Here is a 23,369-nt window from a genome sequence, read left to right as displayed (position 1 = left end):
ATGTCCCGCGATCCCTTTTTGAATCAGTCGATGGATGCCGGCGATGGCCTGCAGATGCCGTCTTTGAAAACGGGGCAGCGCCTTTTCAACGGGCGCTACGAGCTGCTGCGCATGCTGGGCGCCGGCGGCATGGGCGTGGTGTGGCTGGCGCGGGACCACACGGAGGAGCTGGATGTGGCGCTGAAGTTTCTGCCCTCCGTGCTGGTGCTGCAGGAGGTTGAGATGAAGCGCCTGCGCGAGGAGGTGCGCGCGGGCAAGGAACTGCGCCACCCACGGCTGGTGGCCACGTATGGCATGGAGGTGGAAAACGGCATCGCCGCCATTGTGATGGAGTTTGTGCCGGGGCAGACGCTGAAGGAGAAGCTGGAGACGCAGGAGCGCGGCTTCTTTGAGCCGGAGGAGATCAGCGCGTGGGTGAAGGACATGACCGATGGCCTTGGCTATCTGCATGAAGAGGCCAGGCGCATTCACCGTGACCTGAAACCTGCCAATGTGATGATCGGCGCGGACGCGCGTGCGAAGCTGATGGACTTTGGCATCAGCCACCGCATCAAGGAAGGTGTCTCGAAGCACAGCAAGACGAACGAGGGCACGGCGGGCTCCAGCAGCAGCACGCTGGCCTATGCCAGCCCGCAGCAGATCACCGGCAAACCCAGCCACAAGGCCGATGACATCTACAGCCTAGGGGCGACGCTGTACGAACTGCTGACGGGCACGCCGCCGTTTTTTCGGGGTGGAGTGGATGCGGTGCGCGGACAGATCAAAGATGAGCCGGTGACGCCGATTCAGGAGCGGCGGCAGGAGCTGGTGGATGAGGGGCTGAATGTGGGCGTGGGTGCGCAGGCGTCGGCACGCATTGAACAGATTGTCGCGAGTTGCCTGAGCAAGGAGCGTGAGAAGCGGCCCGGGGCCGGGAAGATCGAACAGAGCTTTCATCCCACGCCGGAGTCCGCTCATTCGTTTTCCCCTTCCCCTCTAGCGGGCAGTTCAAAGGTTCTGGCTGCGCTGGTGCTGCCCGCTCTGCTAGGCGTCGGAGCATGGCTGTTTTTTCTTCCGCCGAAAAAGAACTCTCCGGCTGGGTCTGAAACAAAGGCAGCACCCCAGGCGCATGCGCAGCCAAAACCTGCGGCGCCCGCTCCCGCACCTGCGCCCGTCACGGCGACGCTGGAACAGCGCATCACCTCCGCGGAGACAATCTGCAAACAGCGGTTCTCCTTGTTCAAGCCCGCCGTGGCGGGAGACACTCTCGACCAGCGCGTCCACGCGATGGAGACGGAACTGTGGACGCTCGATTTGATCAAGGTCGGACCCGGTAAGACACCGACACTTGAAGAGCGTTTTGCTGCCATCGAAAAAGTCTTGTATCCCTCAGGGCCTTCCGCCGCGAAAACCACCCCGGCCGCTGCGCAGAAAGAGCGCCCCTTCATCAACAGCCTGGGGATGCCGTTTGTGCCCGTGTCCATCGGTGCGGGGCCGTCGAAAGGACAGAGCGTGCTCTTCAGCATTTGGGAGACGCGAAGCAAGGACTATGCGGAGTTTGTCAAAGCCACGGGCTACGATGCTGGCGAAGGGTGGAAGAAAGGCAGCACTCTCGGCATACGGCTCAGATTGGAGGATAGCATACGCCTGCGGGTCGGATGTGGCATTGGAGAACGTATGGAAGACAGCATCTACCCGGTAGCAAATGTGAACTACTACGACGCCGTGGCCTTCTGCATCTGGCTCACGCAGAAAGACCGAGCGGCAGGGTTCATTGGCCCCTATGACGAATATCGCCTTCCCACCGATCTTGAATGGAGCTACGCCATCGGCATTGGAGACCAAGAAGATAGCCTCGCCAGCCCGAAGGAGAGAGACCAAAATTGGAAGACTCGGACATACCCGTGGGGAACAGAATCCGCCCCCCCTGAGGGCAGCGGAAACTACGCAGATCTCACTTACGGCACTGCAACAGGACTGCCCAATGCTGTGCGCCCCCCTGCTTTTGCTCCGATCATTGTAGGCGATGATGACGAAGTCAAAGAGCTTAAAGAGCTTTTGAAACGTGCCCCCCCCGAAGATTTTTCCATCCAATTACTTTCAGGTAAGGTGGCAAATTATTACGGTGATTACACCGATGGTTACGCGTTGACCGCGCCAGTGGGCAGCTTCAAAGCAAACACACTGGGCATCTTCGACCTCAGTGGCAATGTTGGAGAGTGGACAAGTTCTCTTTATGAATTCAAGAAGGATGATCGGGTACAGCGCGGAGGCTCCTGGCTTTCTTGTAAAGAAGGCCTTCTTTTACCTTCCCGCTTCTGCGGTTCTCCGGATTTTCGTTTTTGCACCAACGGCTTCCGCTGCGTGCTTACGGCGGGTGAATCCCAACACAAAGCCCCACCATCAGCACCATCGACTAAAAACTACAAAGACAACAGACCTCGTCAGAAGTAATCGTCGACCACCCTGCTTCTCCGAAAGAACACAATCCGTTTTTTATCTTCAGCACTGCAACACTTCTTTCCAGAACTCTCTTTCCCTGTATGTCTCACGACCCATTCCTCCAGCATTCCCAGGACCGCGGCGGACCGCAGATGCCGCAGTTGCAGGCGGGGCAGCGGCTTTTCAACAGGCGCTATGAGCTGCTGCGCGCACTCGGTGCCGGCGGCATGGGCGTGGTGTGGCTGGCGCGGGATCACACGGAGGAGCTGGATGTGGCGCTGAAGTTTCTGCCCTCCGTGCTGGTGCTGCAGGAGGGCGAGATGAAGCGCCTGCGCGAGGAAGTGCGCGCGGTCAAGGAGCTGCGTCACCCGCGGCTGGTGGCCACCTATGGCATGGAGGTGGAAAACGGCGTCGCCGCCATTGTGATGGAGTATGTGCCGGGGCAGACGCTGAAGGAGAAGCTGGAGACGCAGGAACGAGGCTTCTTTGAGCCGGAAGAAATCAGCGCGTGGGTGAAGGACATGACCGATGGCCTGAAGTATCTGCATGAGGAAGCCAGGCGCATTCACCGTGACCTGAAACCGGCGAATGTGATGATCGGCACAGACGAGCGCGCGAAGCTGATGGACTTTGGCATCAGCCACCGGATCAAGGAAGGTGTCTCGAAGCACAGCAAGACGAACGAGAGCGCGGCGGGCTCCAGCAGCAGCACGCTGGCCTATGCCAGCCCGCAGCAGATCACCGGCAAACCCAGCCACAAGGCGGACGACATTTACAGCCTGGGAGCGACGCTGTACGAACTGCTGACGGGCACCCCGCCGTTTTTCCGGGGAGACGCCCATGTGGTGGGCTTTCAAATCGCCACGCAACCTGTGACGCCGATCATGGAGCGGCGGCAGGAACTGGTGGACGAAGGACTGAATGCGGGCGTGGGCGGGCAGGTCGCGGCCCGAATTGAACAGACCGTCACCAATTGTCTGGGCAAAGAGCGTGACGTGCGGCCTGCAGGTGATGAAGTGGCACAGGGCTTTCGCTCACTCGTTTACTCAGGGGTGTCAGAGGCGATCAAGCAGGTGACGAGAAGCACCGAGAGCACCTCTGCGGTTGATGTAGCGGGTGCTTACGCCCCGGCGGCATCCACTGTGGCGGGCCGGACAACAGTGCCGCAACCGAAGCCGGAACAAGGCCCAGCATCCGCGCGGCCATCAATACCGTCGCCACCACCTGCACGACAGCCAGCAGACGTGCGGCCAAGCGCTCAGTTAAAGCGCACTCCGCGCCCGCGCTGGCGGGAGCAAATCATCCTGCTGGCGGCGGTCTTCATCTCCGTACCACTGGTGATCTGGAGCGTGCTGCCAAAGTCTCCGCAGCCCGTGTCTGAGAACCCGAGCCAGAAGGGAGAGAGCCCGCATCAGGAGAGTCAGAACCCACCTCAAAAGGAGCCTGCCGGCCAAGCTCCGTCAGGAAACCCGCAGCAAAGAAAATTCCTCCCCTACTGTTTCACTGGCAAGGAGATTTATCCCAGCGCGATCATCTCCACCGCCACGCTGGATCTGATTAGTGATGGCAAAGATGAAAATGCAATGGAACCCAGGCTTCCGATTTACGGCGACGAAAATGGCTGGCTCGGCATTGAAATGGAAGGCGTGAAAAAGGGGGCCCAAGTCAGCGTCAAAATTACTGCTGACAAATTCATAAAGTTATCCACATGGCAGGGGCCCCTCGAAATTTTAGGTAGCGATGGTGGGGCTTTGATCCGGCCAAAAATCCTGTGGAACTACGAAGAACTGTCAAAAATTCGCCAGCAGCAACCAATCAACATCATTTTTTCGGCATCAGTCGATGGCGATGCACTTCAGGAGGTTACCGCGACATTCACGTTAAAATCGCTCAACGACTGCCCCTTGTGGGTCATCAATGAAAATGGCAAGGATGCAGTTGATCTCTCCGTCCTGCTTGCCGCATACGTCAACGAGAACCATCCAGAAGTTCAACACATTCTTAAAGAAGCGATGGCTTCTGGGCTTGTAAGCATGTTCGACGGATATCAATCGGGAGACCCATCGCAAGTCAAGCGCCAGGTATTAGCCGTCTGGGCAGCACTTCAGCGTCTGGGTTTCAAATTTAGTAAAATGGTAGATACCTCTCCGGATGACAGAGTAATCTTTCAAAATGTCCGTTTCATCAGTGAATCGATCAGCAGACAAGCAAACTGCCTAGATGGAACCATCTTGATGGCGTCAGTACTGGAAAAAATAGGAATTCATTCCTATATAGTACGTGTTCCAGGACACTACCTCCTCGCTTTCGACCTGAGCAAGAATAGCGCAGCCATGCCAACGAGTTTGGAGACAACGGATCTTGGACTCAATAAGTTGACCGGGAGTAAAAAAATAGAATTTCTTTCCGATAACGAACAATCAAAAGAAATGATACCTTCGGTCAACTCTTTTATCGAAGCTGAAATCAATGGCGATAAAACATTTCAAAGCGCTGTCAGGCAATTGATGCAAAAAAACCCAACCTACTCTTTAATCTCCATCAAGGAGGCCCGTCTTAAGGGAATTCAGCCGCTGTCTTTCACAACGGAAAAGTGATCACATCACCCGTCCGCGCTTAAACATTCTCAGATTCATGCGCCTGACAATGTTCGCGCGTGCAGCACATTCCCATCTCGGGAAAGTTCATTCAGTCCTTCAAGATGAATGACTGGGCCAAATTTTTCTTTCCGAACGCCGGAAATAATTCATTCTCGCCTCTTTTATGACCGGCGATTAAAACATTGTTGCTATTCCATGCTCGTTTTGCGACCGAATTTTCCTTCGGCTTTTCGCTGTTTCGTATTTCCAATCCCATGATCCACCCGCCCTCCAATCTCCTCTCCCTGGAACTCCAGATGCCCACGCGGTGGGCGCTGGGGGAGGAGGGGCGGGCGGTGAGGCTGCGGCTTCGGAATGACGGGGCGGTGGATCTGAAGAATCTGCGCATGCGCGGGGCGTGGTGGGGGGCGGCGGCGGCGGAGTGGCACACCATTCCCTTCCTGCGGCGCGGGATGCAGGGGGTGGAGCTGCTGCGGGTGCCGGCCCCCGCCGGGCGCGAGGATCACTTTCATGTGGAGGTGCAGGTGCGGGCCGCGCCGCATCTGCTGCAGGAGCTGCGCAGCGCGCAGGTGGATGTGCAGGCGCGGCCGCGGCCAGGCGCGGGAGGACCGGTGAATGTGGTGCTCAATGCCGACATCGGCGCCAAGGCGGGCTTTGGCATGATGGCGGCTGAAGGCCCTGCGGTGGTGGGGCACCAGGTGCATGTGCACGGCGTCAATGTGGCGGAGGAGTTTGAGAACTGGCTGGCCGCGGATGCGGCGGCGAGGGAGATGCGGCCGGTGGCGCTGTACATCGCGCAGGAGACCTGCCAGTCCTGGACCAACGCGCACGAGATGGAGCTGGCGGGTCTGGGGCGCGGTGAGTTCACCATGGGTGCGGCGGCCGCGGACGCGGCGGCAAGGCCGGAGGAGAAGAGCCGGCGGGAGGTCTGCCTGACGCGCAGCTTCTGGATGGGCAGGCACCCGGTGACGAATGCGCAGTGGGCGGCGGTGATGCAGACCGCCACGCCGGTGACGCTGAAGGGCCACATGGCAGACCGCATGCCGGTGGCAAACCTGACGTGGGGCCAGGCGGTGGACTTCTGCGCGCGCCTGACAAAGCTGGAAAGAGACGCGGGCACGCTGCCGCCCGGCTATGCCTACCGCCTGCCCACGGAGGCGGAGTGGGAGTATGCCTGCCGCGCGGGATGCGCCGCGCCGCGCTACGGGCCGCTGGCCAAAATAGGCTCCGTGCAGGCGAATGGCGGACACATGAAGGAGGCGGGCTCCTTTGAGCCGAATGCGTGGGGCCTGCATGATATGCTGGGGCTGGTGTTTGAATGGTGCCTGGACGCGCATGCGCCGTACCAGATGGGCGAGACGACGGACCCGGTGTGCTGGAATGCGCCGGGCGGGCAGCCGCTGCACCGCGTCATCCGCGGCGGCTGCTACCAGGGGCCGGATGAGTTTGCGCGGGCCTCCGCGCGCTATGGCCGCGCGCCGCAGAGCGCCTCCCACCGCGTGGGCTTCCGCGTGGTGCTGGCGCGGGAATGAAGAGCGCCGTGACGGTGAACCAGCGCAGGACTCTTTGCAGCTCTCCAACCCGGCGTTGATGTACGGAAGGGTGGCGTGTATCGGGGTGGGCATGTCTTTGAATGCTCCCTCCACTCTGGTCTCGATCAAGGCGGCGCTGCCTTCGCTGTGGTTTGCCGGGCAGGCTCGGAGCCCGCGCATGCAGGCGGTGTGCTCGCCGGGAGCGGATGTGCATCAGGTGCGGGTGAAGCTGAGCAGCGATGCGTTTCCAGACGGAGGCTGCGAGCTGCACATCCAAAGCGCGCATGCGGGCCAGGCCTCGGAGCCTTTTCCGCTGACGATCACCCCGGTGAAGGCGGGGCACTTCCGGCTGGTGGTGGAGGTGAGCGCGGCAGTGCCGGGCATCCTCACGCAGCGCTGGCGCACGGACCTGCCCATGGTGGTGCGCCCGCTGCCACGCAGCGCGCGGGATCTGCAGGGGATGCTGAACGGGGTGAGCATGTCCCTCGGGGAAAAGGCTCTCTACGGCCAGCTCGTGAGCGATGCGAATGTGCACATCGGCCCGAAGATCACGGTGAATGCAGACAGCTTTGACCAGGCGCTGGAGGCGGCGCTGAGCCGGGCGGACGCAGAGGCGCTGGGGGAGATGCAGACGGTGCCGCCTTCCGCCGTGGAGGAAAACTGCCGCTCCTGGACCAGCCACACGGGCATGGCGCTGCAGGCGGTGCCCGCGGGAAAATTCCGCATGGGCGCGTCCGAAGGGGATGCGGAGGCAAACGTGGAGAGCGAGCGAGTGCGTGAGGTGACGATGAAAAAATGCTTCTGGATGGGCCGCACGCCGGTGACGCAGGCGCAGTACCGCGCCACGATGGGCACCGTGCCTGACCCGGGATTTGCCAGCCATGTGGGGCATGACAAGCCGGTGACCAAAGTCTCGTGGGATGAGGCACGGGTGTTTTGCGAGCGGCTCACGCAGATCGAGCGGGAAGCGAATGCGCTGCCGGCGGGCTTTGCCTACCGGCTGCCCACGGAGGCGGAGTGGGAGCTGGCCTGCCGCGCGGGCACTCGCGGCGCACGCTATGAGGCGCTGGAAAAAATCGCCCTGGTGGCGGAGACGGGAAACCAGTTTGCAGACACCGGCCTGCGCACGCCGAATGCCTGGGGGCTGCACGACATGCTGGGGCTGGTGTACGAGTGGTGCCAGGATGTGTATGCGCCCTACCTGCCGCTGATGACGGTGGACCCGCTGAACGAGGCCGCGCCCTCCGGCCCGCTGAACCAGGCGGTGAGCCGGGTGGTGCGGGGCGGCAGCTACCAGGACCCGGCCGTTCATGCCCGCGCCTCGGCACGGCAGTTTGCGCCGCCGGACAGGCGCTCCGGCCGCGTGGGCTTCCGCGTGGTGCTGGGGCATGCGCTGACACGCTGAGGCTGGGATCACACCCTACGAAGGTGCGCTGAACGGAGGCCGCACGGCAGCCGCCCTTGCGATTTATGCGATTGCTGCTTAATACTGCCTAAGTATTAACTGAAATGAACCATCCGCTGAATCAAGTCACCATCGAAGGCCGTTCAGACGCGCCGCTGCAGCCCGGCCTGCAGCTTTTTCACCAGCGCTATGAACTGGTGAAGCTGCTGGGCGGCGGCGGGATGGGCGTGGTGTGGCTGGCGAAGGACCGCCACCTGAATGACAAGCTTTTTGCCCTGAAGTTTCTGCCGGGGGTCCGGGCCTGGACGGATGGCGACCTGACGCGGCTGCGCAAGGAGGTGCTGGCCTCGCAGGAACTCAGAGATGTACACCTGGCGGCCACCTATGGTTTTGAGTACGATCCGCCCTACGCGGCCATGGTGATGGAGCACGTGGACGGGCGCACGCTGAAGCAGGCCCTGGAGGAAAGCGAACACGGCTGCTTTGAGCCGGAGGAGGTGCGGGGCTGGATGCTCTCCCTGGTGGCGGCACTGAAGTACCTGCACGGCACGGCCTGCCGCATCCACCGGGATCTGAAGACGGCGAATGTGATGATCACGCGGCAGGGGCGGCTGAAGCTGCTGGACTTTGGCATCAGTGAAAATGTACGGCACACGCTGAGCCAGCACGTGGCCGCCACGCCCTCCGGGAGCAGCAGCCACACGCTCTCCTGCGCCAGTCCGCAGCAGCTCCGCGGGGAGCCGGCGGCGGAGACGGACGACATCTACAGCCTGGGCGCGCTGCTCTATGAGCTGCTGACGGGCAGGCCGCCCTTCTTCCGCGGAAATGCGGACGCCGTGGGCTACCAGATCCGCAATGAAGCTCCGGCAAATTTTGAAAAAAGGCGCACTGAGCTGCTGCGTGAGGAAGTGCTGCGCGGCCCCCTGCCACAGGTGGCCATGAAATGGCAGAAGCTGGTGTTTGAGTGCCTGGCCAAGGAGCCCTATGAGCGTCCGACGCTGGATGAGCTGGACGATTTTTTCAACGATCGGGACTACACCACGCCCCAGCCTGCCCCCGCCCCTGCCCCGGCATCAGCACCTGCAAAGGCAGCAGCCTCGCCCCCCGCACCTCCCACCGTGCTTGACTCCATCAAAAATTCGCCGGGGATCAGAAACACTACCGCACGGGCGGCACCCGCTCCCGAACCAGAGGTGCACGTGCAAGAGGAGGAATTTGAGCAAGACGAAGACGAAGACGAAGACGAAGAAGAGCCGCCAGCCCGGGCGCCGCAGGCATTTCTCACACCCCAGCCACAGCACATCGCGGGACTGAGTGCCGGTTACGATCCAGCCCCCGCTCCGCAGGGCGGCTGCGCGCGGCTCTGCGTGAGGCTGTGCCTGGGGCTCACCGTCGTGGCGCTCGGCTTCATCGCCTATTTCTGGACCCGGCCGGAGCCTCCCGTCACACCGCAGCGGCCGAGTGAGAAGCGCACGGAGACGACGCAGTCACAGCCTGAGCGAAAGCAGCAGCCAGCGTCCGCTCCAAAGCCTGAACCACCGGTGCGCCCTGTCATCTTCACCGCAAAAAATGCCGAGGACGTGGTGCGCCAGTACTACGACGCCGCCGGCCAGGCGGACTGGCAGAAGAAGCGCATCCCCCTGTGGGCGCCCGCGGTGGACTACTTCAACGAAGGCACCCACACGCCGGAGGAAGTCTCGGCGATCGAAGTCAATGAGAGGAAGAGAAATGGCGACGAGAAGTATGTGGTGACCCACATGGAGGCAAGCCCCCTGGGCAAAGGGCGCTTTCAGGTCAGCGTCATCATCATGTTTTCAAAGGTTCCCAAAGGGAAGAGCACCCCTGAAAAGGCATTCCATGAAGACACGGTGATCCTGAGCAGCCATGGACAGCGCCTGCTGATCGAATCCATTCATGGGAAGACTGTTTACCCAGGCATGAGCGAGACCGCCTTGAAAAAGTTCCTGGAGGAGCTCCTGACCATCGGCGAAAAATCCTCAAAGCCCGGCGCTCAGACACAACTGAGCCTCGGCCTCATCCAGCACTATTATTCGGACTCAGTGGAAACCTTTTTCGCCAGGCCTTCGGTTACACCCGAGATCATTCTAAACATTGAAGATGAAGCAAACCGACGCAACCAAATGCGGCACTACGAATGGGATTCCAACAGCGGGTTTGAGGTGATAAAGGGGGCTTACGAGAGCCCCGAGGTGACGGTGAAGCGGCTGGTCTGGGCCACCGTGCTGGGCAACGACAAATCCCCGTCGTCTGCACCCGTTCCGACCAGCCACATGCAGGTGACCCGGATCGTCTTTGAGGACGGCGGCCCCCGGGTGAAGTCCGTCCTGATCAGTCAGGAGCAGAAGCCTTGAACCCCGGCGCTCACGCGGTGGCGTAACGGTCCGCATGGTATTTGATCCTCCCATTTAATACCATGACAGCCCTCCGTGAACACCACGGTGCAGGCTGGCGCGCGGAGAGCGGCCCGCGCAGGGGGTCACGCCACCCGGGCCACATCGAGGACGTTGCGGCCGAGGGTGAGGGTCATGCCGCCGCGCAGGGGCGCGATCTGGCCGGGGAGGACGGGGAAAGGCTGGCCGTCGAGGACATGGGGGTCGCTGAGGGTGACGTTGCCGCGGGAGGATATGACCTCCAGCCAGTAGCAGCCTCGCAGGTAGTGGAAGAAGCCGTGGCAGGGGGAGAGCAGGTCTTCGGCGGGATCATCCGCGAGCTGGATGGCCACCTCCCCGCCGGAACCGAAGGAGACCTGCCGGGTGAACCAGGCAGTGCGCCAGAAGCTGGGGGCGGAGTTTGGCCAGGTGAAGACGGCGTGCCCCCAGGCGGGGTGCTGCACCTCGGCATGGTGGGCGGTGGCGGTGTTTCCGCTCCATTCGTGAATGTTGATGACGCGAATCTCCTGATGCGGCGGGGGCAGCAGCTTGACGGCCAGGCGCAGGTCCGCGGGCACCGTGCCCAGGCTGATCTGCTGTCCGGGGTTCACCTGCATCAGCGCGCCGGACGGCACAAACTGGGAGCCCACCACGACCACGTTTCCACTGGTCAGATTTTCCACCTGCAGGCGCCCTTCCCTGCAGACGGAGAGGCGGGCATGCCTGCGGCTCATGCCGGCGGACATGGAGTCATTGGACGGATTTGCCGGCATGAAACGAGTCACGAGGTCCACATCCTGCGAGCTGCGTCCGAGGACGAGGGGCTGGCCGCCGCCTTTGAGACGCCAGCCCAGGGGCGCGGCAGCGGGCGCGGAGCCCGCGGGGACGCGCGGCGTGAGGGAGAGCACCGAGGCGGGCTCAAACACACGCAGCAGCGCCGGGGGAATGCGCCGGCGCTCGGACACCACAAACATGTCCGTGGTGCCAAAGCCGCGCAGGCGCACGGAGACAAACTGGGCGGGAAACGTGGCGGCGAGAAGGTCGTTCAGCGTGCGGACATCCCCCATGCTGTTGGTGACGTTGATGCTGACATCCCCCTTCACCGCGCCAAATTCGGCCTTGTCCCCGCTGCTGCGGTGGCTCTGCACATCCCGGATGATGTTGGTGACGTTGATCTCGTTCGCAGGCTTTTCAAAGATGGTGAGCCCCTCCCAGGTGGCGATGCGCGCGCTGCCGAGGTCTTTGTCCGAGAACTCCACCACGACGCCGAGCGGCCGGCTCCCGGCGCGCACCGGGCTGACAGAAACCGTCACGTCCTGGTATCCGCCTCCGGGGGCGATGACGTCAAACGGCACTGAGACCTCCGGCGGGTCGAAGTCCGGGCAGCTGAAGGTCAGCACCGGGGAGCGCAGCGGCTCCGAATCGTCATTCACCAGACGCGCGTGGAAGAAGCTGCCGAAGCCGGCGACAAAGACCTTGGGGAAGGCAAGCTGGAGGGTGACGGAGGAGGACACGGTGTGTGAAATGGAAGACCGACTATTTCTTCTTTTTGGAGCTGGATTTTTTGGAGTCCCCCCCAGTGACAAAGTTTTTCACTCCATTGAACCCGTTCTTTAATGCGCCGCCGACGGCAGTGACCGCCTGTTTCACCTTCCCAGGCTCCTCCTTGGACGCCGGCTTACCCTTTCCAGAGCCGGTGTATTTTTTGGTGGTGGTGGCGACGGCCTTCTTGGCTTCTTCCCCGGCTTTCTTGGCCAGGTCTGTGAGCTGGGTGGTGAGGGTGCCCGGGTCCATTTTGCCGAGATCGGTGGCGGCCCAGCTTGCGGAGGAGATGCGGCCGTCGGCAGGGAGGTCTTTCTTGGTCTGCCAGTCCTTGAAAGCCGTGACGGTGGCATCCCCCAGAACGCCGTTCGGCTCCTGGGTGAAACAGCCGTCGTTCTTGAGCTCGCTTTGCAGCAGCTTGAGCGCCGCCTTCTGGCTGTTTTCGTCCGCATCCGCGAGGGGCGTGCCGGCGAAGAACTCGCCAAGCGTTTTGGCGGGCGGCGTGGCGCGCTCCTGGTCGAGCTTGCGGCCCCACTCGGCCTGCATCTGGCTGATGGCGGCGGTGTACTCCTGGGTCTTGGCGGCAGTTCCCGGTGGCGGGTTTTTGCGCAGCCCTTCGATGAATGTGGTGAGGCGGTTGAGCTTGGCCTGCGCGCCTTTGTCTCCGAGCTTGAGAAAAGCCCCCAGGCCTGAGAAGGCGAGCTCGGACTCGGTGATCCATTTTTTCGAGGCCTCCTCGGTGGCCTTCTGGCGTGCCTGCCAGGTGGCGAGGCTTCGGCGGGCGATGAGCAGCGGCGCCTGGTAGTCTTCGGCCGCGGAGGCGTCGTCCTTGTTGTATTTGTCGATGAGGTGCTGCCAGGCCTCCACGCGGCCGGGAATGGCGGCGGCGCGGGAGATGGAGGTGGCGGTGGGGGAGTCCGCCTCCTTGTCAGCATCCTGCTCACGTTTGACCTCGCTCTCCAGCCGCGCCACAAGATCGCGGTGGACCTGGCGCAGGCGCTGCGCCTCCTTTTCGAGCTCCTCTTCGCGCTCCTTCCAGAAGGCGAGGCGGTCGTTGGCCTGGGTGAGCACCACGCGCTCCTCATCGGTGAAGGCGATGTCGTCAAACTGATGGGCGCGGATGAACTTCTGCCAGGCTTTCTGCATCTTGTCCGCCTGCGCGGCATCGCCGCCTTTATCTTCAATCTCGGCATCCTGCTCCCGCAGGGTGGAAAAGGCGGTACGGAGCTCGGCGCTCTTTTCCCGCGCGGGCAGCACCCAGAAGTACCAGAAGGCGCCGCCCAGCAGCCCCAGAACCGCCGCGGCCTTGAGGAGGGAGCCCATCCAGGAGTGATCCTGCTCGCGGATGCCGTCGATGGCCTTGGACACAGTACTGGCGAGCACATTGGCGGCGGAGGTGGTGCGCCGGGTGTCCAGCGAGGTGCCAGACTGCAAAGCCTCCACGATGGCGGAGGCGGAGGCAGGGCGCTTCTCGCGCTCCTTCTCCAGGCTCTGGGCGATCCACTGCTCCCAGGCCTTGGGCACGGCGTCGCCTTTCAGACCCAGCTCGGCGCGGCGCTCCGCGATCTTTGGCGGCACCTTTTTCTGAATCTGCAGCACGATGTTTCCGCCGGGGAAAACGGGCTTGCCGGTGAGCAGCTCATAGACGCAGGCGGCGGCGGAGTACAGGTCATCCTGCGGCGTGGGCGTCTCCCCCGCGAGCACCTGCGGGCTGAGCGCCGGCAGGGACACATATTCGGTGTCCGTGGGCGCGGCCTCAGAGCCGGCGGGCCGCTCGGGCACCAGGCCAAACTCCGCCACCTTGAGCTGGCCCGCGGGGCTGACGAGCAGATTCGCCAGGCGGAGGTCCTTGTGCACCAGACCGGAGCGGCTGGAGGCAAACTCCAGCGCGGCGTAGAGGTCGCGCATCCAGCGCTGGATCTCCGTGGTTTCAAACGGGCGGCCGTTTTTCTCCGCCAGCAGGGTGGCCAGATTGCGGGACTCGAAGTACTCCATCACAAACCCGGCGAGCTTTTCATCTCCTGCCAGGTCGATGACGCGGATGATGCTCTGATGAGAAAGGTCCATGAGCCGGCCGATCTGGGAGCGCAGCTCGTGGAAGTGCGGGTAGTTTTTGAGCAGCTTCACCGCCACGTCCATGCCCAGCTTGTCATCCCGGGCCAGCCAGACGTCTCCTTTGCGGCCGCTGCCCAGCAGGCGCTGAAGCACGTAGCGGTCAAACAGCCGCGCGCCGGGGGTGAAGGCCAGAATGGTGGCTCCGGAGTCAAGATCGTGAGGAGTGCTCATAGGAGTGGTCAGGAGAGAGATCAGCGGCCCTTGATGGAGTGGTAAAACTGTCCGCCTTTGATGCCGATATCCAGGAGGTTGGAGAGGCCCTGCAGCTTGCTGTTCTGAGGGGGCGGCGGCGGCGGCTGTGAGCGGCGGACGGGAGCGGAGTCCGCGCTGGCATACTGGCGCGACGGAGAAGCGATGGCGATGACCGGGCGTGAGGCATCCACCTTGAGGCGGGTGACGAGGCTTTCATCAATGAGGCCGGTGGCGGGCATCTGCTCCTTCTGCTGATAAGCGATGAGCGCCTCATGCAGATCTTTGCTGTGCTTGCCGTCCACCTTGCCATGGAAGTAGCCGGCGCTGGTGAGCGCGGTCTGCACGCGCTTGATGATCTGCTCCTTCTCAGCGGAGTTCCAGTTCACCATGTCCTTGGAGGCCACGACGAGATTGGGGGAGACCATGGTGGCGGGGCTTTCCGAGAGGGCCTTGAGCGCCCACATGTTGTACTCCATGGCGGCCTCTTCCTCCAGGGCCTTGTGCTTGGTGCCGTAGTCGTCGTTAAATTCGGTGGCCTGCACTTCGGTAAGAAACTTTTCCCAGGCCTGCTTCTTGGCCGTGGAGTTGAGGTCGCTCTGCCGGGAGGCCTCGCGCGGCACGACGATGGCTCCCTGCAGGCGGATGAGCCCCTGCTCGTAGTCGGCGCGCTCTTTGTTTTCCTCATCCTCCGCCAGGCGCTTCTGGCGGTTGGCCTCGCGCTCCAGTTGCTCCCACTCGGCATCTCCCGCCACGGCCACCTCCCGCAGGCCGGCGGACATCTGCTCCCAGATTTCTTTGCGCGCCTTCGCGGAGGAGAACTGCTGCGGGTCCATGCTCTTCGCCTTGGCGATGAGCTGCGCGGAGCCTTCCAGATCTTCGCGCGCCCTGGCTTTTTTCTGCGCCTGCGCCTCCTCGGCGGCCGTGTTTTGCGCGGCGTGCATCTCCCGCAGGTGGCGCTCCTGCGCGGGCAGGTGGCTGCCAAAGTACCAGCCCCCCACGGCGATGACGGCGGCGGCGGTGATGGCGATCTGGGTGAAGGTGAAAGTGCCGGGCGCGGCCTCTCCCGCGGCGGTCTTTTTCCGGGTGGTGCGCCGCGCCCGGGTATCTCCGGAGCCGCGCTTGAAGCGCTGGCCGCGCAGCCCGTCGCGGATGGCCTGGATGTCCGCCGGGCGTTCGCGCGGGTTCTTTTCCAGACAGGCGGCCACCACCTGCTCCCAGGCCTCGGGAATGGCCTCTCCCTGAATGCCGAACTCCTGGCGCCGCTCGCTCATGCGCGGGGGGACGCGGGACTCCACCTGGGTGGCGATGTCTCCGGTGTGAAAGGGCGGCTTTCCGGTGAGCAGCTCATAAACCGTGGCGCCAAAAGCGTAGATGTCGTCAGAGGCGGAGGGCGCCTCCCCCATGAGCTGCTGCGGACTCATGTAAACCAGCGTGCCCGCGGAGTTCAGCTTCACGCTGACGCGGCTCATGGTGTCCTGCAGATTGCGCGCGATGCCGAAGTCCGTCACCTTCAGCACGTCATCCTGGTTGACCATCAGGTTCACGGGCTTGAGATCCCGGTGCACCATGCCCGCGGTCTGGTGTGCGTACTCCAGGGCGTCCAGCAGTTGCGAGACGTAGCGGCCCAGGCTGGAGGCTTCAAAGACCTGGTTCGGCTGGCTGCGCCGCATGGCGTCGAGGTGCGGGCCGTTGACGAACTCCATCACGATGGCGGCGCTCTGGTTTTCCTCCACCAGATCAAACATGGTGACGACATTCTGGTGCGTGAGGCGCATGCCGTTGCGGGTCTCGCGGCGGAGATCCTGCAGGACGTTTTGATCTCCGGCCACAAGGTCCGGCATGAATTTCACGGCCACATCGCGGTCGAGCTGCTGATCCTTCGCCAGCCATACGACGCCCATGCCGCCGCGGCCCAGGATGCGCTTGAGACAAAAGCGGCTGAAGACCACGGAGCCCTCCCCCAGTCCGATGCGGGTGGCCTGATAGTCGAGATTCGGATTTGCGCCTGTGGTGCTCATGATTCTTCGGGAAGGAGAGGTGGGGTGAAACAGACTAATCTGTAAGCATGCCCTGGGTAATCCGAGTTATTGCAGCGTGCCGGGCAGATCGTCAATCACCCAATAAAAGGAAGGCGGGAGGAGGTTTTCCGGCGGTAGCGAATTTTTTTTACTGAATGGAAAAAGTTCCGGAACTTCTTCCGGCGGTTCTCTTCCATCGGGGTCATCACCGCACCCCATCCCATGAAACTGTCCCTTCTCTTTTTGTTTTGCCTGAACTCCGCGTCAGCGGCCAGCCTTCACCTGGTGGTGAAAGGAGACACGCTCAACAGCATCGCACGACAGCACCATTGCAAGGTGGCGGCGCTCAAGGAAGTGAATGGCCTGAAGAGCGACCTCATCCGCGTGGGGCAGAGTCTGAAACTGCCAGAAGCCGCGGTCGAAGTGCCAGCTCCAGCTCCGCCCCCCGTACCCGCTCCAATCCCCTCCCCTGCCCCGGCTCCCACCCCAAATCCGACTCCTCCCCCGAACCCGGCTCCGAAAGCCCCCGCCACGCTGGCTGAAGGCTTCAAGAAACTCGCTGCGGCAGACCGCTGGAAAATTCATCTCTTTCTCGATCGTGAACTCTTTGCCCCCGGGAAGGTGGACGGCCTTCTGGGCGAGTTTACCGTGAAAGCGGCCGAACGCTGGCTGGCCGCGAAGAAGCAGCGCGGCCTCAACGCGCTGCTGCAGGCCGCGCGGGAGCAGATCACCAAGACGCAGATGGCCTTCACCCTGCCGGAGTCCGCAGGGAGTTTTGTCGGTCCCATGCCAGCCACGTTGGAGGAGAAGGCCGCGGCGAAGACGCTGCTGTATGAAACACTGGCCGAATACACGGCGGAGCGTTTTCATACGGACCTTTCCACACTGCGCCGGCTAAATCCCGGCCTGGACCTGACCACTCTGAAAACGGGAGACACCCTGCAGGTGCCCGCCGTGGCGGCGCCCTTCCTCATTGAATCCTGGCAGACGCCGGGGCTGCTCAGCCAGAAGGCGCCGAAGGGCCTGCGCCTTCACATCGCCTATGACGAGCGCATGCTGGAGGTGCTGTGCGCGGACGGTACGCTGCGCGCCACGTTTCCCATCACCGTCGGCGCCAAGCCTGAGCACCGCCGCTCAGGCGCCTGGGAGATCCGCTCCCTGGTGCCCAACCCCACCTTCACCTGGGACGACACCCTGCTCAAGGAAGGCCGCAAGGGTGAAAAGCAGTTCATGCTCCCGCACGGGCCGAACAACCCCGTGGGCATTTTGTGGATGAACATCCAGCCGGTGGGCGGTCCGGTGGCGCACATCGGCATCCACGGCACCTCCGACCCGGGCCACATCGGCCGCAACCACAGCAGCGGCTGCGTGCGCCTGGCAAACTGGGACATCGTGCGCCTGGCCACCCTGGTGGGAAAAGGGACGCAGATCGCATGGAGCGCGGCCCTCCCTGCCAGCCCGCTGGCCATGGCGGAAAACCACTGAGAGAGCCCGTTTCTTTCCACCGGGGTGTTTATTTACGCCGCCATGAGAATTGTTGCTTGGAACGCAGCCGCTTTATCCATTAATGAAACACAGGAAACTTAATCACCGCCCATGAGCACCAGCATCCTTATCCGCAGAATCACCGGCACTGGCAAAGGCAAGGAGGAGAACCTCGCCACTCAGGAAATCTCCTTTGGCACCGGCCCGCACAACACGGTGCGCTATGACCCCACCTGGGACCGCGGCGTGGCGCCTTCGCATGCACGGCTGTGGCGGGACGAGGGCGGCGCGTGGTGGCTGCAGGATGCCGGCAGCAGCACGGGGACCTTTGTGAACGGACAGCGCGTGACCCTGAAGCGCAAAGTGGGCGGCTCCACCGTCATCGAGCTGGGGCAAAACGGCCCAAAGGTGGAGGCCGTGCTTCCTGCCGTGGCCGAGGGCGGAGGCCGGGCCCCATCACGTGCGGGCGCGCCCTCTGCCGGAGGCGGTGCCGGCAAGTGGCTGGCCATCGCCGCAGCGGTGGCGGTGCTGGCAGGCGGGGGCTTTTTCTTCCTCAGCGGCACCCCCAAAAAAGCCCCGCCGGTGGCCTCCGGCTCGGTGGAATGGGAGCCGAAGGTGGACATGGGCGGCCAGATTTTCCCCTCCTACCTCGTCGCCATCGCCACCATGAAACAGACGGAGCTGCCCAATGCCAAAGCGCCGAACCGGCTGGGAGACCCGGGAGGCATCATCTGCGTGGAAGTGACCAGCCCCAGGGACCATGCGAAAGTCAGCGTGGAGGTGGAGCCGAACGCGATGATCAAAGGCGGGAGCATCGAGGTGGAGCTCCCCCAGGCAGGAGAGACCTATCGCATCTACCCCAAGATGGACTACCACTATGACGCCCTGCTCAAAGTACGGCAGGCGGTTCCCCTGACGCTGGTGGCGAAAACCGAGATCGACGGCGTGAAAGACAGCAAAGCGCTGACGGTGCGGGTGTGCTCCATCAATGACTGCCCGTTTGTGGTGGGCAGCAATGCCTCTGACGACAAGGATGAGGGAGAGCGCTGCACGTGGATGTTTGCGGCGTATGTGAATGAAAACCACCCGTTTTCAGAGGAGATCCGCAAGGAGGCGCTCAAGAGCGGCGCGGTCTCGCAGTTTGACGGCTACCAGAGCGGCGAGGACGGCGTGGCTCTCCAGGTTTTTGCCATCTGGAACGTGCTGCAGCAGCGCGGCGTGCGCTACAGCAATGTGACCACCATCTCCGGCAGCAACGAAAGAGTGCATGCTCAGCAGGTGCGCTTTGTGGACCAGACCATCAGCAGCTCCCAGGCAAACTGCGTGGACGGCTCCATCATCTTTGCCTCCATCCTCAGGCAGATCGGCATCGAGCCCGTGCTGGTGGTGGTGCCGGGGCACATGTTTGTGGGATTCTATCTCAAAGAAGGCGACCGGGATTCGCTGGCTTTTCTGGAAACCACGATGATGGGAAGCACCGACCTGAGCGAAATCTCAAGCTTCAAGGGGATGAAGCAGGACACGCAGTCGAGCATTCAATCAGGCGTGGACCAGGTGATCGGCAAGGCGATGTCCGAGCAGCAGAAGGCGCAGATGTCCGCCTCCGCCGAGTCTTTCAAAAAGGCGGTGGGCGTGGCCGCCCGGGAGTTTGCGGAGCACAAGGACAAAATCATCCAGGAAAAAGGCCTGGCGGGTCTGATCGAGATCCGGGACGCGCGCAAGCGCGGGGTGATGCCGATCGCGTATCATCCCTGATTTTTCCTTCGACATTGTTTCTCGTCCGCTCTCTTTTTTTCTTCGCTGCTGCGCCCCATGTCTCCGGACCCTTTTCTAAACCAGTCTCAAGACCACGGGGGGCCGCGCATGCCGCAGCTCAAGGGCGGCCAGCGGCTTTTCAACCAGCGCTATGAGCTCAAGCAGCCGCTGGGCGCCGGCGGCATGGGCGTGGTGTGGCTCTCCGTGGACCACACGGAGGAGACGGAGGTGGCGCTGAAGTTTCTGCCCACCGTCCTGGTGCTGCAGGAGGCGGAGATGAAGCGCCTGCGTGAGGAGGTGAGCGCGGGCAAGAAGCTGCGCCATGCACGCATCGTGGGCACCTACGGCCTGGAAAAGGAGGAGGGCATCGCAGCGATCGTGATGGAATACGTGGACGGGCGCACGCTGAAGGAGCTGCTGCACCACCTGGAGGAGGAGCAGCGCGCCTTCTTTGAGCCCGAGGAGGTCTCCTCCTGGATGCGCGACCTGTGCGATGCGCTGACCTACCTGCACGAGGAGGCCAGCCGCGCGCACCGGGACATCAAGCCCTCCAACATCATCGTGGACTCCCAGGGGCGCGCGCTGCTCATGGACTTCGGCATCAGCCACCGCATCCAGCAGAGCGTGTCCAAATACAGCAAGACCGAAGGGGGCGGCGGCGCGGGGGCGGACGGCGGCGCGAGCAGCTTCACCCTGCCCTACGCCAGCCCTCAGCAGCTCAGCGGCCGCCCCACCAATGCCGCGGACGATCTCTACAGCCTGGCGGCCACGCTGTACGAAATGCTCACCGGAACGCCCCCGTTCTTCCGCGGAGATGTGGAGCTCATCCGCGACCAGATCAAACACGAGCCGCCCGTGTCCATGACCGAGCGGCGCCAGGAGCTGGTGGAGGAAGGCACCAACGCGAGCACCGGCAATCCAATCAGTCCATCCTGGGAAAAAGCCGTGCTTCAATGCCTGGCCAAAAAGCGTGAGGAACGCCTTTCCAGCGCGGCGGAGTTTAAAGCAGTGCTGTTTGACAGGAAGGCCGGTTCAGGGACACAGACGAAGAGCGAGGCAAAGCGTGAGGCCAGAAGCGCCGCTGCTCCGAAACAAGAAGCCCCGCCCAAACCGCCAGGGCCCACGCTGCGCCAGCGCCTGGAGACGCTGCGTGGGAAGCTCGCTACGCTGGCGCGGTGGGTGGCGGAGCTAGGAGTGAAAAGCGTGCGCTGGGCGAAGCCACTGACGAAGGCCTGGACCGCAAGCGCGAAGCCTGCGGAGGGGACGGCCAGCAAGCCTGCCGCCTCAGTCTTGACGGTGGCCGGCATTGTGCGCCAGCGAGGCTATGTGCTGATGCCGCTGATCCTGGCCACCGTGCTAATGATTCCACTTTTGTTTGCCGTGCGGGGACAAGATGAGGAGCTTTGTTTTATTTGGGCGGGGCTGGCGTCGATTGTCCTGATCCCGCTCGGTCTCTCGGGCTCCTGCGGTTTGCTGCGGGGAGCTGGAATCTGGCAATGGACCAGCATTTCGGCTCTGGTGTACGGCGGGGTGCTGCTGACCATGGGAATCATCCAGGTAAACGGCCCGCGGACGGCTCTCGTCTCTCCTAGTTTGATGGCCTGGATCACGGGGGCGGTCTCCGCCGGCCTGGCTTTCGGCATAGTGCGCGGCTGGATGCAGCAGCCAGATCCTTACCAGGCCAGGCTGCGGCGCGGCCTTGCTCTGGTGCCTCTGATGATGGTCATGACGCTGGTTGCCGGGATTTGTGCCTATTTTCACGCCGCCGCAGCCAGCGTTCCCGCAGGCGCCCTTCTCATCTTGGGTGGGATCGGCCTCCGCCGCTTTTTCCGCTGCTCCAGGAGGTGGTGGTGGATCAGCGCGGCCGGCAGCGCAGCCGCGATCTCGATGATTGGCATGGCGATGAAATGCAATTTCAGCGAGGGCAATTTGCAGTATGGAACGCTGTGTTGTGTCGTTGACATCGTTCTCTGCACCGGACTGCTGGGAGCAATGGCCCTGGGATGGAAGCATCTGCCGGTGGTAGCCGCTGATCTGGCGGAAACGCCACCGGGGATGGCGGGCCGGCGTGGGGAAGTGCTGCTGTCGCTGATCATGATAACGCTGATGGTGATTATCGTGCTGGCATGGATGTCGGTGGGAGATGCGTGGGTGCCCGTGCTGGTTCTCCCGCTTCTGGGCATCATCGGCGCCAGCCGCTTGTTCAGGCGCTCCGTGGTGTTTGGCGTGGTGTCCGTGGCCTGCATCGCTGCCGGGCCGGTCATCCTGACCCTGTTCCTGCTTTTCGCGCACCCAGCCAATGATGCAGCGTTGTGGATGCAGGGAGCCCACTGGCTCTACACCATGCTGGCGGGTGGGCTGCTGCTGGGCATGGCACACGGCTACCTGAAACGCCCCCGCAGCCTGATGGGAGGCTTGGTGCTCCTGCTGGGACTGGGCTCGTGGAAGATGCGCGGAGCGCACGCTTTTCTTTTTGACGGAGGCAGGGGGCCCGTCGCCTGCCTTAGCTGGTCAGCCGATGACACACGCCTGGCATTGAGTGGCTCAAACCTGCCCAGCATCTGGAACTCCACCACCGGCGAAGGCTCCAAGCCTAAAGACTATTCGTTCTATGGCAGCGGGTCTTTGGTTTGGTCCCCGGAAAATGACCGCATGCTGATGGCTGATCGCTCAGAGGTAAGACTGATCAACCCCAACACCTGGGAAATTCTCCATGAATATCGGTCGCCCTCAGGCACTGTGAAATCGGTCGGCTGGGGCGGCACAGACAAGAGGGCCACCGTTGTGACAACTTCGGGAATTTATCTCCTGAACACCTCAGGTGAGTACGAGAGCAAGGACCGCGGGGCCATCCGCCTCGCAGAAGTCCATGCGCATAGCTGGGACGGGCGGTATGTGGCCGAGGCAGCCCCAGGCCAGGTGAACATCTGGGAAATGGACAGCAGCACCACCAGCACGGCTGACGTGACCCTGCCGGTGAATGCACACTGCCTGGCCTGGGGACCTGAGAAGCAGCTCGCGGTGGCGGAGAGTTCCCGCATCTGCGTGTGGAATGCCGGCTATACCGCCAGCCTTTTCAAAACCGTGATCGAAGGTTCCCGGTGCAAGGACGCGACGCAGGTGGCCATGAGCCCAAACAGCCAGTTCATGGCCGTGGCCTTCAGTGAAGGCTATGGCATCCGGGGCAAGCACTCCGTGGAGGTGTGGGACATCAAAAACGCGACGAGAGTGAAGAGCTTTGACACGAGCACAAACCTCTTCAACAGCCACGTGGGCAGCCAGGTGAACACGCTGGTCTGGAACAATCTCAGCACCCGGATCGCCGCCGGGACGGACAACGGGCGCATCCTGCTGCTGGACTTCGCGAACTGAGCACTGCCCCCTCCCCTCTCACACCGCCAGCGCCACCTCATGGCGCACGCGGGCTGGCGCCAGCGGGAGATAGGCCGGGGCCTCGCGCAGGGCATTGGTGAAGGCCCAGGCGGTCATCTGCCACGGGTCCCGGGGAGAGGTGCTGGAGGTGCCATGGCGGGCTTTCGCATCCAGGTAAAACTGCACGCAGGCCTCGATGCCCCCGGACGCGAGGACCTTCTCATACTGGCGGCGGAAATCTCCGCGCAGGCTGAACCCCTGCCCTGCCAGGATGAGCATGGTTTCCCCCGGAAACGAGCCGAGCGGCTCCATCCAGGCCGGAGGCGGGTTGTAGTTGATGGAGACATGGCCGGGCAGAATCGTGAGCACTTGATTGATCCCGGCGGGGTTTTGCAAAAAGTGGGCAGTTGTGTTCATGCCTCTTGAAGCAAGACCGCCGGACTTTATCCGGCCGGAGCCCGCCGTTTTTTGAAGAAAAAAACGCGCCTGCCCAGCCGTGGGCGCGCGCTGCTTACACCTGCCCAAGAGTTTTGAGCAGGTGC

Annotated in this window: 12 protein-coding genes; 8 read left to right on the top strand and 4 right to left on the bottom strand. The window is 62.7% G+C overall.

Going from position 1 to position 23,369, the window contains the following annotated elements; translation table 11 throughout:
- From ACILSQ_RS15365 to ACILSQ_RS15345, 5 genes are all read left to right on the top strand, one after another.
- Complete coding sequence (locus ACILSQ_RS15365) at positions 1-2,433, top strand: bifunctional serine/threonine-protein kinase/formylglycine-generating enzyme family protein (protein ID WP_395744533.1); 2,433 nt, start codon at positions 1-3, stop codon at positions 2,431-2,433.
- 140 nt (positions 2,434-2,573) lie between these two features.
- Positions 2,574-5,018: a serine/threonine protein kinase gene (locus ACILSQ_RS15360; RefSeq protein ID WP_395744532.1), complete on the top strand. Its 2,445-nt coding sequence runs from the start codon at positions 2,574-2,576 to the stop codon at positions 5,016-5,018.
- A gap of 257 nt (positions 5,019-5,275) precedes the next feature.
- Entirely contained in the window at positions 5,276-6,553 is a 1,278-nt protein-coding gene (locus ACILSQ_RS15355; RefSeq protein ID WP_395744531.1) for a formylglycine-generating enzyme family protein, read from the top strand.
- 91 nt (positions 6,554-6,644) lie between these two features.
- Entirely contained in the window at positions 6,645-7,958 is a 1,314-nt protein-coding gene (locus ACILSQ_RS15350; protein ID WP_395744530.1) for a formylglycine-generating enzyme family protein, read from the top strand.
- Between the two features lie 104 nt (positions 7,959-8,062).
- Positions 8,063-10,330, top strand: a complete 2,268-nt coding sequence (locus ACILSQ_RS15345) for a serine/threonine protein kinase (protein ID WP_395744529.1) — start codon at positions 8,063-8,065, stop codon at positions 10,328-10,330.
- Positions 10,331-10,455: 125 nt separating this feature from the next.
- On the opposite strand, the gene ACILSQ_RS15340 is transcribed toward ACILSQ_RS15345, so the two are convergent.
- From ACILSQ_RS15340 to ACILSQ_RS15330, 3 genes are read right to left on the bottom strand one after another with little or no spacing between them, the layout of a single operon-like run.
- Positions 10,456-11,862, bottom strand: coding sequence for an FHA domain-containing protein (locus tag ACILSQ_RS15340; RefSeq protein WP_395744528.1), 1,407 nt, complete (start codon positions 11,860-11,862; stop codon positions 10,456-10,458).
- A 22-nt stretch (positions 11,863-11,884) separates the two neighbouring features.
- On the bottom strand, positions 11,885-14,176 hold the full coding sequence (locus tag ACILSQ_RS15335; protein WP_395744527.1) for a protein kinase domain-containing protein: 2,292 nt from the start codon (positions 14,174-14,176) through the stop codon (positions 11,885-11,887).
- A 20-nt stretch (positions 14,177-14,196) separates the two neighbouring features.
- Positions 14,197-16,215, bottom strand: coding sequence for a protein kinase domain-containing protein (locus tag ACILSQ_RS15330; RefSeq protein WP_395744526.1), 2,019 nt, complete (start codon positions 16,213-16,215; stop codon positions 14,197-14,199).
- Positions 16,216-16,437: 222 nt separating this feature from the next.
- Here ACILSQ_RS15330 and ACILSQ_RS15325 point away from each other — a divergent pair, with 222 nt between their 5' ends.
- The 3 genes from ACILSQ_RS15325 (at position 16,438) to ACILSQ_RS15315 (ending at position 22,827) form a co-directional block, all read left to right on the top strand.
- Complete coding sequence (locus ACILSQ_RS15325; protein WP_395744525.1) at positions 16,438-17,700, top strand: LysM peptidoglycan-binding domain-containing protein; 1,263 nt, start codon at positions 16,438-16,440, stop codon at positions 17,698-17,700.
- A 111-nt stretch (positions 17,701-17,811) separates the two neighbouring features.
- Positions 17,812-19,455, top strand: coding sequence for an FHA domain-containing protein (locus tag ACILSQ_RS15320; protein ID WP_395744524.1), 1,644 nt, complete (start codon positions 17,812-17,814; stop codon positions 19,453-19,455).
- 57 nt (positions 19,456-19,512) lie between these two features.
- Positions 19,513-22,827 (top strand): protein kinase domain-containing protein, encoded by a 3,315-nt coding sequence (locus ACILSQ_RS15315; protein ID WP_395744523.1) that lies wholly within the window; start codon positions 19,513-19,515, stop codon positions 22,825-22,827.
- Between the two features lie 18 nt (positions 22,828-22,845).
- Here ACILSQ_RS15315 and ACILSQ_RS15310 read toward each other — a convergent pair whose 3' ends face one another.
- The gene (locus tag ACILSQ_RS15310; RefSeq protein WP_395744522.1) at positions 22,846-23,244 is read right to left on the bottom strand and encodes a hypothetical protein; all 399 of its coding nucleotides are present in this window, start codon (positions 23,242-23,244) and stop codon (positions 22,846-22,848) included.
- Positions 23,245-23,369 lie beyond the last annotated feature (125 nt).

The organism is Prosthecobacter sp. (genome assembly GCF_044227185.1).
GTDB lineage: Bacteria > Verrucomicrobiota > Verrucomicrobiia > Verrucomicrobiales > Verrucomicrobiaceae > Prosthecobacter.
This window is presented reverse-complemented; position numbering and strand designations above follow the sequence as displayed.

What these genes read in the sequence shown, in the direction of transcription:
- ACILSQ_RS15365 (WP_395744533.1), top strand. Translation starts at nt 1, where the DNA reads ATGTCCCGCGATCCCTTTTTGAATCAGTCGATGGATGCCGGCGATGGC.
- ACILSQ_RS15360 (WP_395744532.1), top strand. Translation starts at nt 2,574, where the DNA reads ATGCCGCAGTTGCAGGCGGGGCAGCGGCTTTTCAACAGGCGCTATGAG.
- ACILSQ_RS15355 (WP_395744531.1), top strand. Translation starts at nt 5,276, where the DNA reads ATGATCCACCCGCCCTCCAATCTCCTCTCCCTGGAACTCCAGATGCCC.
- ACILSQ_RS15350 (WP_395744530.1), top strand. Translation starts at nt 6,645, where the DNA reads ATGTCTTTGAATGCTCCCTCCACTCTGGTCTCGATCAAGGCGGCGCTG.
- ACILSQ_RS15345 (WP_395744529.1), top strand. Translation starts at nt 8,063, where the DNA reads ATGAACCATCCGCTGAATCAAGTCACCATCGAAGGCCGTTCAGACGCG.
- ACILSQ_RS15335 (WP_395744527.1), bottom strand. Translation starts at nt 14,176, where the DNA reads ATGAGCACTCCTCACGATCTTGACTCCGGAGCCACCATTCTGGCCTTC.
- ACILSQ_RS15330 (WP_395744526.1), bottom strand. Translation starts at nt 16,215, where the DNA reads ATGAGCACCACAGGCGCAAATCCGAATCTCGACTATCAGGCCACCCGC.
- ACILSQ_RS15325 (WP_395744525.1), top strand. Translation starts at nt 16,438, where the DNA reads ATGAAACTGTCCCTTCTCTTTTTGTTTTGCCTGAACTCCGCGTCAGCG.
- ACILSQ_RS15320 (WP_395744524.1), top strand. Translation starts at nt 17,812, where the DNA reads ATGAGCACCAGCATCCTTATCCGCAGAATCACCGGCACTGGCAAAGGC.
- ACILSQ_RS15315 (WP_395744523.1), top strand. Translation starts at nt 19,513, where the DNA reads ATGTCTCCGGACCCTTTTCTAAACCAGTCTCAAGACCACGGGGGGCCG.
- ACILSQ_RS15310 (WP_395744522.1), bottom strand. Translation starts at nt 23,244, where the DNA reads ATGAACACAACTGCCCACTTTTTGCAAAACCCCGCCGGGATCAATCAA.